The 13469-nt window shown below is 42.8% G+C and carries 11 protein-coding genes; 1 reads left to right on the top strand and 10 read right to left on the bottom strand.

What is annotated here, in order from left to right:
- Positions 1–21 precede the first annotated feature (21 nt).
- From clpB to cdaA, 6 genes are all read right to left on the bottom strand, one after another.
- Entirely contained in the window at positions 22–2628 is a 2607-nt protein-coding gene (gene clpB / locus ACO03U_RS05385; RefSeq protein WP_204686666.1) for an ATP-dependent chaperone ClpB, read from the bottom strand.
- A 224-nt stretch (positions 2629–2852) separates the two neighbouring features.
- Positions 2853–3896 (bottom strand): lysylphosphatidylglycerol synthase transmembrane domain-containing protein, encoded by a 1044-nt coding sequence (locus tag ACO03U_RS05380; RefSeq protein ID WP_204686665.1) that lies wholly within the window; start codon positions 3894–3896, stop codon positions 2853–2855.
- A gap of 44 nt (positions 3897–3940) precedes the next feature.
- Positions 3941–4219 (bottom strand): DUF1294 domain-containing protein, encoded by a 279-nt coding sequence (locus tag ACO03U_RS05375; RefSeq protein ID WP_161868876.1) that lies wholly within the window; start codon positions 4217–4219, stop codon positions 3941–3943.
- 451 nt (positions 4220–4670) lie between these two features.
- Positions 4671–6026 carry a phosphoglucosamine mutase gene (gene glmM, locus ACO03U_RS05370; RefSeq protein ID WP_204686664.1) on the bottom strand — a complete coding sequence of 452 codons (1356 nt, stop codon included), beginning with the start codon at positions 6024–6026 and terminating at the stop codon, positions 4671–4673.
- Between the two features lie 162 nt (positions 6027–6188).
- The gene (locus ACO03U_RS05365) at positions 6189–7451 is read right to left on the bottom strand and encodes a CdaR family protein (RefSeq protein ID WP_204686663.1); all 1263 of its coding nucleotides are present in this window, start codon (positions 7449–7451) and stop codon (positions 6189–6191) included.
- Positions 7448–8335: a diadenylate cyclase CdaA gene (cdaA, locus tag ACO03U_RS05360; protein WP_161868882.1), complete on the bottom strand. Its 888-nt coding sequence runs from the start codon at positions 8333–8335 to the stop codon at positions 7448–7450. The genes ACO03U_RS05365 and cdaA overlap by 4 nt, the downstream gene beginning before the upstream one ends.
- 268 nt (positions 8336–8603) lie before the next feature.
- Here cdaA and ACO03U_RS05355 point away from each other — a divergent pair, with 268 nt between their 5' ends.
- Complete coding sequence (locus ACO03U_RS05355; RefSeq protein ID WP_204686662.1) at positions 8604–9119, top strand: thioredoxin domain-containing protein; 516 nt, start codon at positions 8604–8606, stop codon at positions 9117–9119.
- A gap of 205 nt (positions 9120–9324) precedes the next feature.
- Here ACO03U_RS05355 and whiA read toward each other — a convergent pair whose 3' ends face one another.
- The 4 genes from whiA to ACO03U_RS05335 form a co-directional block, all read right to left on the bottom strand.
- Entirely contained in the window at positions 9325–10257 is a 933-nt protein-coding gene (gene whiA, locus ACO03U_RS05350) for a DNA-binding protein WhiA (protein ID WP_161868884.1), read from the bottom strand.
- Between the two features lie 39 nt (positions 10258–10296).
- Positions 10297–11301, bottom strand: a complete 1005-nt coding sequence (locus tag ACO03U_RS05345) for a gluconeogenesis factor YvcK family protein (protein WP_161868885.1) — start codon at positions 11299–11301, stop codon at positions 10297–10299.
- Positions 11298–12182, bottom strand: coding sequence for an RNase adapter RapZ (gene rapZ, locus ACO03U_RS05340; protein ID WP_204686661.1), 885 nt, complete (start codon positions 12180–12182; stop codon positions 11298–11300). The genes ACO03U_RS05345 and rapZ overlap by 4 nt, the downstream gene beginning before the upstream one ends.
- Before the next feature lie 545 nt (positions 12183–12727).
- On the bottom strand, positions 12728–13456 hold the full coding sequence (locus tag ACO03U_RS05335) for an amino acid racemase (RefSeq protein WP_204686660.1): 729 nt from the start codon (positions 13454–13456) through the stop codon (positions 12728–12730).
- Between the last annotated feature and the right edge of the window lie 13 nt (positions 13457–13469).

The following is a 13469-nucleotide window of genomic DNA, read 5'->3' as shown; positions in this document are numbered from 1 at the left end:
CCTATCCTCTCTTTTATTGGTTTATTCTTCCACTAATGCTTCATTTTGAAAGACTAGCTGATTGTCCAACAGATGAATCGTCACTTTCGTTTTCGGCATCACCCGACCAGAAACAATCTCTTTAGCCAATGGTGTTTCCAACTCACGAGTGATGAAACGACGCAACGGCCGAGCACCATAAGCTGGTTCATAAGATTTTTCTGCGATCCAAGTACGGGCGCTATCGTCTATTTCCAAATAGATTTCTTGGTTTTCCAAGCGACGGGAAAGTTGTGCGATAATCTTGTCCACGATTCCTTTGACATTTTCCAAAGAAAGAGGGGTAAACAAAATCGTATCGTCAATCCGATTCAAAAACTCTGGTTTGAAGTGGCCTCGCAATAAGGTCATCACTTGTTCTGAAATAGTTTCTGGGATCTTCCCATCGGCAGTTACCCCTTCTAGGAGCAGTTGTGAACCGATATTTGAGGTCATGATCAAAACGGTATTTTTGAAATCGACAACTCGGCCTTGTGAATCTGTCAAACGACCGTCATCCAAGACTTGCAACAACAGATTGAAGACGTCGGGATGGGCTTTTTCGATTTCATCCAACAAAACGATCGTGTAAGGATTGCGTCGGACCGCCTCAGTTAATTGGCCTCCTTCTTCATAGCCCACATAGCCTGGAGGTGCCCCCACCAAACGACTGACCGCGTGTTTTTCCATATACTCACTCATGTCAATCCGCACCATGTGGTCTTCCGAATCAAAGAGGTTTTCAGCCAAAGCTTTAGCCAACTCCGTTTTACCGACACCAGTTGGCCCTAAGAATAGGAATGAGCCTAATGGTCGATTCGGGTCTTGTAAACCCGCCCGTGCCCGGATAACTGCATCACTGACTGCATCGACCGCTTCATTTTGACCGATTACGCGATTGTGAAGGGTCTCATTGAGTTTCATGAGTTTTTCCCGTTCCCCTTCCACCAGCTTGGTCACGGGGATACCGGTCAAGCGTCCAACGACAGTGGCAATCTCGTTTTCCGTCACCGATTCTTGAACCATTTTCAAATCATCTTTTTGGGCTTTGTCCTCTAATTGCGCCAATTCTTTTTCCAATTGAGGAATTGTACCGTGCCGCAAGACTGCTGCTCGTTCCAAATCGTAATTGTTTTCGGCATCTTCCAACTCGTGGCGTGCTCGATCAATTTCTCCTCGTTTAGTGGAAACGGCATTGACTTCTTCTTTTTCCGTCTCCCACTGCATCTTCATAGCGTTGGCTTCTTCTCTAAGTTCGGCCAATTCTTCCTGCAAGGTTTCTAAACGTTTTTTCGAGGCATCGTCGGTTTCTTTCTTCAACGCAGCTTCTTCAATTTCTAACTGCATCAAACGACGGGTTACTTGGTCCAATTCAGTCGGCATCGAATTCATTTCCACACGAATCGTCGCACAGGCTTCATCCACTAAGTCAATCGCCTTATCCGGTAAAAAGCGGTCGGTAATATAACGATCTGATAAGGTTGCTGCCGCTACCAAAGCATTGTCATGAATATTTACGCCATGATGGATTTCAAAACGTTCCTTTAAGCCTCGCAAAATGGAAATGGTATCTTCCAAAGTTGGTTCTTTCACCAAGACTTTTTGGAAACGACGCTCTAGGGCTTTATCTTTTTCCATATATTGGCGATATTCATCCAAAGTCGTCGCACCGATGGTATGAAGTTCACCACGAGCCAGCATCGGTTTCAATAGATTTCCCGCATCCATGGAGCCTTCTGTTTTGCCAGCACCTACGATATTATGGATTTCATCGATAAAGAGTATGATGCGTCCATCTGATTTTTTAACTTCTTGCAACACAGCTTTCAAACGTTCTTCAAACTCACCACGGAACTTGGCACCAGCGATCAACGCTCCCATATCTAAAGAAAAAATCGTCTTGTCCTTCAAATTTTCAGGAACATCTTTTCGCACGATTCGTTGGGCTAACCCTTCGACGATAGCGGTTTTACCCACACCAGGCTCACCGATTAAAACAGGATTGTTTTTCGTTTTACGACTCAAAATCCGGATGACATCGCGGATTTCTTCATCTCGACCAATAATCGGATCCATCTTGCCATTTTTGACTTGTTGAACGAGGTCCACCCCATATTTTTCTAAGGCTTTGTATTGTTCTTCTTGATTTTGTGAGGTCACTTTTTCCCCTCCCCGCATCTCTTCTATATTTTTACGAATTTCTTTTTCCGTCAAACCTTGACTGGTTAAGTATTTGGTCAAAGAAAAGTTTTTAAGCTTCATCAAAGCCAAGATCACGATTTCTGTTGATAAAAATTCGTCTTCAAAACCTTGACGTAGCTGATCTGCTTCTTGCAATAAGCGATACAAATTTTGACTCATCGATTGACCGTATTGGACATTGCCACCTTCAATCGTTGGGTATTCATCCAATAAACGATCGACTTCTGCTTCAAAAGCCTCCACGTTTAAGCCGGCATCGGTATAAAAATTACGCCCAAAATGATTGGCTTGTAGAAAAATTTTCCACAGGTGGAGAATATCGATTTCTTGGTGGTGGCGAGTCACTGCGATTTGTTGTGCCTCAGCTATGGCTTCTTGTAAAGTCGTTGTCATTTTTTCAATGTTCATTACTTCACGCCCTTTCTAGCATGTTCAGTTGGTGATTGAAAAGAGCCTAACGAGACCCCTTGATTCACCAAAAAGCTCTGAGCAGATTACTCAAAGCTAGTAATTGTCATGAAGGATAAGGTTGCACCCAACCTTACAAAAATTAGTATACTCTTTTGGTCAACATTGGTCAAACATTTACACTTACTTTTACTATTCTTTTCATCTGTAAAACAACCGGTCCCTTAAGTTTCTTCCTTCCCCTCATCTTCTTTACTTTCCTGAATCTCCGTCTGAATCTTCCGTCGCTGACTTACCAAAAAATACCCAAATCCAATCAAAAAGGGCCAGACATATGATGCGAAACGATACAAAAGCAGTGAACTAACCGCATCGACAGTTCCTACTAAGGGTTTAAATAAGAGCAAATAGACAAACTCAAAGGACCCAATTCCCGCTGGTGTAGGGATTGATCCGGCTAAAATCACTGCGAAACTCGTCAACCCAAAAGCTAAAAAGAAATTCAACTCCGGGTGTTTTGGTGCCAGTACCAAGTAAGGGATGACAAACCAGAAAACCACTTTCAAAAGATTCAACAAATAAATACGAAAGATTAACGGCCGCTCTAGTAGGATACTGTCCACAGCTTCTCGCAATGAATAGATTTGCAAGTTGATCTTATCCACGGCATTCTGAAATTGTTTGCGTTTCATAAATTTATTGCTAAATTTGACAAACAAAACCTGAAACTTCAGACTCAAGGTTAAAGATAACAACACCGCAACAATCACAAAAGTCACAACCATGGCAAATAAAACTAGCCAGAGAATCAGCGGTCGTACTCCTTGGAAGAAGACCAGCTGCAGGATCAGACTGATCAAGGCCCAGGTAAATAAGGCGACCTTATACATCACCATGTGCAGCGCGGTGACCCCGACTCCCTGAGATAGACGCAATCCCTTGCTATGATAAAAATTGACCTCCGCCACTAAAGTTCCTGCGCCGAAAGTAACCAAACGATAAAAAGCAGCGTAACACATAGCCAGAGCCCCATCGCCTCTGCTAAACGTTTTCTGAAAGCTTCCCGCCATCTTTCGCAGGTTTTCCCCCTCGACTAGTATGTACAGGCTTCCACAAAGAATCACACCTCCTACTATCAAAGGTGGTGTCTGAAATAATTGTGCCAAAATATCTCTTAAGGAATTTTTGATCAAATAACCCAAAATAATAAATATCCCAATCACAAATAGAATATTTAGCAGGGCCTTTAGTGCCGCTCGCTTTTTCATAGTTTACTCCTCAATATGCAAGGCCTGCCCCGCTTTTTTTGACTTTACCTGAAGTAATACCAAACCACGCCTCCGATTGCGAACAGCAACCCTAAGCTAAAACAGATCGTAAAGTATACTTTTCGTGTTTTGTGGTGAAAGACTTGCTGACCGAGAATCCCACCTAAACCGCCACCAACTAATCCTAATAATAGAAGCGTTTTTTCAGAAATCCGCCAGCTATCCATCTTTGCTTTCAGTTTATCTAAGCCCATTAATAAAAAAAGACTGATATTGACAATGATTAAATAAATTGCTAATGGGTGTTGTTTGATAAAGTCCATCTCAACCCCTCCATTCTCTATTAAGAATAACGCAATTAAGGCGTAACCGTAAAGCTTTAGGGTTTCATCCCCTTCGCTAGGTCACGTTTTATTCCTTAGTTCCAAAAATGGCTTTATTTTCAGCAAGCTGACCACCGGCTGCTAAACTTGAGTAAAAAAGTCGGTTGCCTTGTTTTCGATAAATTTCTCGGGTATAGGAGCAGTAAATGCTAACTATAGAGCTTACCTACAATAGGACTAACCGATTTTGTTGGTAAACTTTTTTATCACTTATTGAATTACGGTATTCTAGTCAGCGTTTGAAATTTATAGGAATTGAAAAGAAGCTGATCTTCCAATAAAAAATATTGGAGGATCAGCTTCTTTTACTTGCTTCTCACGTATAGTAACGTTCAATTTCTGCAGGCGAGACTGAGGGTTTTGTCACAACCCCTTCAGTCACATTTTTAAATTAATCCAAACCAATCTCTTCACGAACAACGGCTGCAATTTTCTCAACATAGTAGGCTACTTTTTCATCGGTTGGTGCTTCAGCCATTACCCGGAGTAAAGGCTCGGTACCGGAAGGGCGGACTAAAATGCGACCTTCACCATTCATTTCAGCTTCCGCTTCTGCGATTACTTTAGCAATAGCTGGTACTTCCATCGCTCCGTCTTTGTTAGACACGCGGATATTTACCAATTTTTGCGGATAAATTGTCACTTCACTAGCCAATTCAGAAAGTTTTTTTCCGGTTTGCTTCATGATGTTCAACAGTTGGATCCCGGAAAGCATCCCATCACCAGTTGTATTGAAATCCAGGAAGATCATATGACCGGATTGTTCCCCGCCGAAGTTGTAATCATTTTTACGCATTTCTTCGACGACATACCGGTCGCCAACTTGCGTGATCACATCTTTCAAGCCAATATTTTCAACGGCTTTATGGAAACCCAGATTACTCATAACTGTGGTTACAATAGTAGCTTGTTTCAAGCGTTTTTTCTCAGCTAAGTATTTCGCACAGATATACATAATCTTATCGCCATCCACGATATTTCCCAGTTCGTCTACAGCAATCACACGGTCGCCATCACCATCGAAAGCCAAACCAGCATCTGCTCCTTTTTCAACTACAAATTGAGCTAAGGCTTCTGGGTGAGTCGAACCGACGCCATCGTTGATATTCAGGCCATTGGGTTTTGTCCCAATCGTGAAAAATTCAGTTTCCAGATCAGCAAACAAACGATTCACGGTGGTGGCAGTCGCTCCATTTGCTGCGTCTAGACAAACCTTCATTCCAGCTAAATCTCCTGGGATAGTCTGTTCTAGAAATTGAGAATATTTCAATAGCCCCTCTGGAAATTCTTCCACGGTCCCTAAGCCTTCCGCCGATGGTCGTGGGAGCAAATCTTCTTCGGCATCCAACAAAGCTTCAATTTCCAGCTCTTGCTCATCTACCAATTTGAAACCATCTCCACCAAAAAACTTAATGCCGTTATCTTGGGCTGGATTGTGAGAAGCTGAAATCATGACACCGGCACTGGCTTTTTGGACACGAGTCAAATAAGCAACTCCGGGTGTGGAAATAACGCCTAATTGAAAGACCTCAATCCCCACTGATAACAAACCGGAAATCAGTGCGGTTTCCAAAAGTTGTCCAGAAATTCGCGTGTCGCGGCCGACTAAAACCCGCGGACGCTTATCGCTATTTTCGTGTTGACTTAAGACATAGCCTCCACAACGACCTAATTTAAAAGCCAATTCCGGCGTCAATTCTACGTTTGCTTCGCCTCTGACACCATCAGTTCCAAAATATTTTCCCATATTCTTAATACCCCTCGTTCATTTTCATAATTTGTGTATTGTAAATTGCTCCAAGCTGTCTTACTAAAGCGCCACACTCAAAAATCAAGCAGCGCTAGCTTTTACTTACTAGTTTGCCCATTGTAACAGATGCATCAATCCTGATCGACTAGATGCTTTTTGCTATTTCATTTCAGTAGAAGAGGATTCGTCAGCATCATTGACTGCCATTTGGAGAGAATCTCCTTGACTGGTAGTTTGACTGGGCCCTTGAGCAGTTTGACTGCTCTCACTAGTGGTTTCAGTTGAGGAACTAGTGGAGACTTCAGACTCCTCACTAGTCGTCTTACTGGCTGAATCATCAGCGCTCTCTGATTGCTCAGTGGTTGTTTCTTCATCTGTACTTGTAGATGTAGTACTTGGTTTTGTCTGTTCCTCGCTCTTGCCACTATCTACAGCTGAGCTACTAGGCGTACTGCTACTTGGCATCAGCCGCGGAGAGATAGTCACCGTCACTTCGGTGGGATCGACAGTCAAACCACTTTCCACTGGAACATGGACTTTTTGTTTTGTTTCTTTGGTAATGCCGGAAACATCCACCGGTACGGCAATACTTTCGATGGTGTCCAATTTACTTTGCTCGCCACCAATAATAGCCGTATTTTCAGCCAAAGATAAATTATAACTGGCGACATTTGAAGCCTGCTTTCCCGTTTGTTCTGGGTAAAGGTAGACTTGCTTTTGTGGTGCTGTTACGGTGATATTCACGGTCACTTCTGGCGGATCTGCCACGACGCTTAAGACGTTGCCTTCTTTATCCATAGCTTGAACTCGCACGGTTTCTTCAAGGTTGTGGTCGGTAAGCTTCGTCGGATCCACCGTCGCCACCAAGCGATCGATTTCGGCTAATGTTTGGGAGCCAGTTGTGATATTCACCTTCTCAGGATTTACTGCCACACTATCAACGGTAAAACCACTTTCCAAATTACTGGTTGAATAAGCGGGTTCGACTGGCATTTCAGCACTGGTGCGGCTTTCAATAGTTACAGTAATTTTGGTTGGTTCAATGGTACCGGTCACGGCGGAACTCATATTTTGAATTCGCAGCTTGACTTCATGGGTGCCTTCCCCTAGACCAGTCAAATCAGCAATGACTTGAAAGCCTCGGGTGTCAGCATTGGCTTCAGTGTTTAGTTGGATTCGATTGATACTGGATAGCTTCACTGCCACAGTTGGATTGTAGCCGTGAATATAATACTTTTCATCATCGTACAACGCCTCAATGCGCACATTGTTAACCGTCTCTTCAAAGGATTCTGTCGTGACAGTTGAGCCACCAATCGGCGACTGGATAGCGCGACCATTGGCGTTGAAGAAGAGGATTAAGGCAAAAATGAAAGCCACCACACCATACATCAAGTTGCTCCGTAATTTGGGTTTAATCATTTTTTCCCTCCTCCTTTCGTCACGCCATCGATGAAGGATTGCAGAAGGTTGCGCTTGCTGTCCGTTTTTTCTTCTGGAATTAACTCACGGTTCAAGGTGTCTAAAAATTCCTCTTGCGTAAGTCCAGGGCGCAGTTCATTGTTTAAAGTGATACTGACATCACCGGTTTCCTCAGAGACTACCACTGTCAAGGCATCACTGACTTCACTGACCCCTACTGCTGCCCGATGCCTAGTCCCAAATTCTTTTGGAATCAGCATACTCTCCGAAAGAGGGAGATAAGCACAGGCTACGGCAATCTTATCTTGCCGAACAATCACCGCACCATCATGAAGGGGCGTGTTGGGAATAAAAATATTAATCAGTAACTCACCGGTAATATCCGCATCTAGTGGGATGCCGGTTTCGATATACTCTTCCAAACCAGTATTGCGTTCGATGGTTATCAAAGCTCCGATACGTCGCTTGGACATATACTGTACGGCTTTTTCCAACGCTTTGATCAACTTTTCTTCTTCTCGCTGTTCTTGCTTAGAGGTCTTAAACAAGGTGCTGCGACCGAGATGTTCCAACCCCCGCCTGATTTCCGGTTGGAAAATCACGATCGCGGCTATCACCCCATAGGTAATAATCTGATCCATCAACCAAGACAAGGTGTGTAGACCAATCAACTCAGCAGCAAAGCGAATCGCAATGAAAATCGCCACTCCTTTAAAAAGCTGAATCGCTTTGGTGCCCCGGACAAGCTGGATAAGTTTGTAGATCATATACCAAACGACCAAAATATCCAGAACATTCACTAGAAAACTTACGGAAAAAATGTCAGTACTAAAAATCTCTTTCCAATATCGAAAATCGAAAAATTCCGTTAAATTAAAAGACATAGGCAGACTCCCTTTGCACAGATATTTCTTAAACAGTATAACATAATCTTGAAAAGTTGATGGAGTTTTCATTTAAAAAGCCTAATGAAGCCAACAATTTCTGAGATTCCGCTCAGTGTCAATACAAGAACGAACGCCTTCAAGTCACGAAGATGGCGATGAAGGCGCAAATCGTCGCATCCAGACAATAAAATCACAATCCTTTGCAGGCTCTTTATAAATCAGTTAGACTAAGAGAAAGAAATAGACCAATTACAAGGAGGAACCCATGGATATCACCATTATCAAACCGCAAGCAACCAACAAGACAGATGGCATCAAAATCGGCAACCCACAAGCACCTCACCTGCTATTGGAGTTTCTTAATCTTCGTTGTCCTTACTGTCGCCAATGGTATCAAAAAGCCAATCCCCTGTTAACAGAAGCTGTCGCTACCGGTCAACTTTACCGCGTCATTAAATTACTAGATAAGGACAAAGAAAGCTTGCAACGAGGCAATGTCATGCATCAGTTTGTTCCGAAAGATGATCCGGAAGCAACACTGGCAGCTATCGAAAAAATCTTTGAAACTCAAGACACCTGGGGCACCCTCTCTCTAGAAGAGGTGGCGGAATTTGCCCAAAACCAGCTAGAACTCGCGCCAGCTCAGGACCTACACACATCAGCAGCTATCCAAAAAGAAGCGGCATCAGCCAGAATTCAATTCGTACCAACTTTGATTTTAGACGACCATATTTTTGATGAAAGTATTGAAATCGCCGAATTATCCACCTATCTTGATTAAGCCTAATAATTTTTTAAGTATCATAAGAAAACCGGTTGGTCATGTTTCCGGTAAGTGCCTCGGGTTGTAGTGGACCGGTAAATGCCAACCAAAGACCAGTTGTCATTTTGCTAGCTCAGTTTAGTGACTTCTGCTAAAACTTATGATTCCTTAGTGTATAACAAAAGAAGCTTATCTCCTTTTTCGGGAAGATAAGCTTCTTTTGTTAACGATTTTCACGTAATTGATCCGCAAATTCGTTGATTTTACGAATGCGGTGATTGATGCCCGATTTTGAGATTGCCCCAGAAGGAATCATCTCACCCAATTCTTTTAAACTCACCTCAGGATGCTCCATACGCAATTCGGCAATCTCTTGCAGTTTTTCTGGTAATGCTTGCAGGCCAACATGATTTTCAATAAAGCGGATATTCTCAATCTGTTTAGAGGCCGCATCGATAGTTTTATTCATATTAGCGGTTTCGCAGTTCACCAAGCGATTGACGGAATTTCGCATATCTCGCACAATTCGGACATCTTCAAACTTCAACATGGAGTTGGTCGCCCCAATCAAAGTCAGGAAATCAGCAATTTTTTCCGCCCCTTTTAGATAGGCAATGTAGCCGTTGCGCCGCTCCAAGGTACGAGCATTCAAATCATAGTAATTCAGCATATCGCAAATATCTTGGTTATGTTCTTCATATAAAGAATAAATTTCTAAATGGTAACGACTGGTCTCAGGATTATTAACCGAACCAGAGGCCATAAAGGCACCTCGCAAGTATGAGCGCATTTTTTGAGCATTTCCCATGATTTCATTGGAGACATGACTATGGAACATCATCCCATCCATGATATCCAACTCTGTCAAAACTCGCTCAGTATCTTGCTTCAGGCGTACGATATAGACATTATTTTTCTTCAGTTTCATCTTGCGGCGCACCAATAATTCACTACGAACATCGAAATGATCCTTCAATAACGTATAAATCCGACGAGCAATCGCAGCATTTTCAGTTTGTACATTCAAGACAAATTGATGATTGGTCAAGCTCAAGGAACCATTCATCCGGATCAAAGCAGCTAGCTCAGCCTTGGCATGTTCCCGATGGACTTCAAGCCCCGTCAACTCTTTTTTGACATCAGCAGCAAAAGACATCGATGACTCCTCCTTTCTTTTCAGATTCGTTCATTTACATTAGTGCACCGATTTTGCACCGTATAAAATCGTTAGTAATTCTTCCACGACTTTATCCCCATCATGGAAAACACCACCGTCTCGCAATTTCAAGAAATCGGTGGAAACCACTCGGCAATTTTGTGCCCGTAAACCTTTAAAATCATGTTTTACTTGGACCAAATACTCATCATAGACCTCAAAATCCATATAGCCTTCTGGGACTTTTTCGGTGTTAACCAAGACCGTATTGATGAAATTATCTTGCAGATGTTGATGCAAGACCTCTACGTGATTGGCATCGGTAAAGTGCTCGGTTTCCCCTTTTTGGGTCATAATATTGCAGATATAGACCGTTTCCGCTTCAGTTTTACGGATGGCTTCCCCGATTTCAGAAATCATCAAGTTCGGCAAAATACTAGTAAACAAACTCCCAGGACCTAAAACCAACATGTCCGCTTCCATAATCGCTGTAACCACTTTGCGAGCTGCTTTTGGCTCATGTCCTCCTTCTTGATTACGGACAAAGACATGATCAATCGTTTTACGATCGCAGGCGATTTTTGATTCTCCAACAGCTTCCGTCCCATCTTTAAAGACGGCATGTAAGACTAACGGTTTTTCACTGCTAGGATAAACATGTCCATCCACATGCATCATTTTGGTCAATAGTTGGACTGCATCATAGGTACTCCCTCGCATTTCTGCAATGGCCGCAATAATCAAATTTCCTAAGGCATGGTTAGCTAAAAATTTATCTTCTTTATTAAACCGGTATTGAAAAATATCCGAATACAATTTTGGCATATCCGACATCGCCACTAAGACGTTGCGCAAATCACCAGGAGGGGCCATGGCGATGGATTCTCTAATCTCACCGCTGGAACCGCCGTCATCAGCTACCGTGACAATGGCGGTGATTTCAACACTTTCATTGCGAAGACTTTTTAAGATTACTGGCAACCCAGTCCCGCCACCAATCACTACAACTTTCGGTTTGCGAATGCGATAGGTTTTCATCTTCATGAACGATTCACCGTCTCTTTCCGCTTATCTTTGTCGCGATGGGTAATGTTCACCTTGTACTCTTTGGCCAAAGCCTGACCCACTCTCTCTGTCAAAGCTACAGAACGATGCTGCCCACCTGTGCAACCAATCGCCACGGTCAGACTGCTTTTGCCTTCCTTGACGTAACCTGGCATGATGGCTTGCAACAGACCGATGAAGCGTTCGTAAAAATCTTCTGTTTCTGCAGAAGACATGACATAGTCGTACACCGGTTGATCCATCCCTGTCAAAGGTCGCAGTTCTTGGACATAGTGGGGGTTTGGCAAAAAGCGCACATCCATCACGATGTCGGCATCTATCGGCAAGCCATATTTAAAACCAAAGGAAACCATTTCGATCCGAAAACCTTGTGTTTCAGAAGTCTTGAATTGCTCATTGATCCGTTCCCGTAACTGCCGTGGTGTCAACGTAGTGGTATCAATTACCATCGTAGCCTTGGTTTTCAAATCTTCCAAGATGGCCCGCTCTTTCCGAATCCCTTCTGTAATCAGCCCGTCCATCGCCATTGGATGGGTCCGGCGAGTTTCCTTGTAGCGAGACACGAGTTCTTCATCGGAAGCATCCAAAAATAGGACTTGGGTATCAATAAAGTTCGTATTTTCAATATCGATTAACATACTTTGGATTTCTTCAAAAAAGGACCGGGATCGCAAATCCACCACTAATGCAATTTTGGTGATTTTTCCGGATTCCTTGATGAGTTCCCAAAACTTTGGAATCAAAGAAGGTGGCATATTGTCGATACAAAAAAAGCCCATATCTTCAAAGCTTTGAATAGCTACTGTCTTTCCAGCCCCACTCATACCGGTAATAATGACTAATTTTAAATTTTCTTGCATGGTTCTACCCCTTTCTTAAATAAAGGTGCTGATTTTCATCTAAAATTTACAAATCAATTTTCGTAAGTAAACGAAGGCTATCGCAAAGATTCCTTCATTAATTTTACTGTTCCTCAATGATTATAGCATTCCGGGCGTGTCCTTACTATCATTTTACTGAAATTTACGAAAATACAGCGCTGAATTAGAGCTGGCCAAGGAGCGATAGTCTATACTAGCCCACTCTTCTGTTAAACAACCCTTAAAAAACAGTGGGGCTTGCTTCCAGAGATTTCCTCTGGTGTTGCTGGACCGGTAAATGCCAAGCACGTTTAATTTTTGGCGTTTCCCGTTTCAGTTCAGCTTTTCCTTTCTACAAAGCGACGTTTCACCATTTTTGTGCCGTCGAAAAACCATATAAAATTCTCTAAAAACCTGGTAAATAGGAGTTCACATCATTTTAAACTTATAGGAGTTTAAAATAGCAAAAAAGCGAAACAGATCTGCTAAATCACCTACAGATCGGTTTCGCTTGTTTTAAAAGTTTGCTTCTCTCCCAGGGAGGATCACTGTTTCCCAGCCTTTTCCGCCTGACGATCATTTAGGGCCCGTTCAATGGTACAATCAGCTAAAATCGATTGAGCATCAATGACTTGGTAGGAGTGATCATTGGCAAATTCTTCCATCAAGGACAGCTCGGTACAGCCCAAGACAACACTTTCACAGCCACAAATCTCTACCGCCTCAAACAAAATTTCATAATACAAATCCTTATTCAAAAAATCCTGTTCTTTAATGTCGCGATAAATCAAATCATTGACCTTTTGCTGGAGTTTTGGTTTAGGAATCATGACATCAAAGCCACAAGCCCGCAATTCTTTTTCGTAAACGCCGGCTTTAACACTGCCTTCTGTTCCTAAAAAGGCAACTTTACCACCAGTTTGGCGCCGTTGCAATTCTTTAGCAGCTTCTCTGGGCATGTGTAAAATCGGAATTTTAGTTGCCTCTTGTAAAGTATCAAAAAAGTAATGCGCCGTATTACAAGTCAACACGATAAAGTTCGGTTGTAGCAAATTTTGTTTCGCAATGTCATCTAGCAAATAAGGCAGTGGACTTTCAGCCGTTTCTGGATCGATGATGGCTGCAGTACGGTCTGGCACAGTCGCATGGTTGAATAAGACATAATTTAAGTAATCTTGGTCTTTGTGGGTGACGGTGCGATGATTAAGTATCCGCACAAAGCTTTCGGTAGCCAAGGTGCCCATCCCGCCTAAAATACTGAAGAAATTTTCCACAAATCTTCCCACT

Origin of the sequence: Enterococcus diestrammenae (assembly GCF_049384045.1) — a bacterium.
In the GTDB taxonomy this organism is placed as follows: Bacteria; Bacillota; Bacilli; order Lactobacillales; family Enterococcaceae; genus Enterococcus_C; species Enterococcus_C diestrammenae.
The sequence above is the reverse complement of the archived record's forward strand: the minus strand, read 5'-3'. Positions and strand labels throughout refer to the sequence as shown.

Bases quoted from the DNA above. Each gene is read 5' to 3' on its own strand.
- clpB (WP_204686666.1), bottom strand. From the start codon at position 2,628: ATGAACATTGAAAAAATGACAACGACTTTACAAGAAGCCATAGCTGAG.
- ACO03U_RS05380 (WP_204686665.1), bottom strand. From the start codon at position 3,896: ATGAAAAAGCGAGCGGCACTAAAGGCCCTGCTAAATATTCTATTTGTG.
- ACO03U_RS05375 (WP_161868876.1), bottom strand. From the start codon at position 4,219: ATGGACTTTATCAAACAACACCCATTAGCAATTTATTTAATCATTGTC.
- glmM (WP_204686664.1), bottom strand. From the start codon at position 6,026: ATGGGAAAATATTTTGGAACTGATGGTGTCAGAGGCGAAGCAAACGTA.
- ACO03U_RS05365 (WP_204686663.1), bottom strand. From the start codon at position 7,451: ATGATTAAACCCAAATTACGGAGCAACTTGATGTATGGTGTGGTGGCT.
- cdaA (WP_161868882.1), bottom strand. From the start codon at position 8,335: ATGTCTTTTAATTTAACGGAATTTTTCGATTTTCGATATTGGAAAGAG.
- ACO03U_RS05355 (WP_204686662.1), top strand. From the start codon at position 8,604: ATGGATATCACCATTATCAAACCGCAAGCAACCAACAAGACAGATGGC.
- whiA (WP_161868884.1), bottom strand. From the start codon at position 10,257: ATGTCTTTTGCTGCTGATGTCAAAAAAGAGTTGACGGGGCTTGAAGTC.
- ACO03U_RS05345 (WP_161868885.1), bottom strand. From the start codon at position 11,301: ATGAAGATGAAAACCTATCGCATTCGCAAACCGAAAGTTGTAGTGATT.
- rapZ (WP_204686661.1), bottom strand. From the start codon at position 12,182: ATGCAAGAAAATTTAAAATTAGTCATTATTACCGGTATGAGTGGGGCT.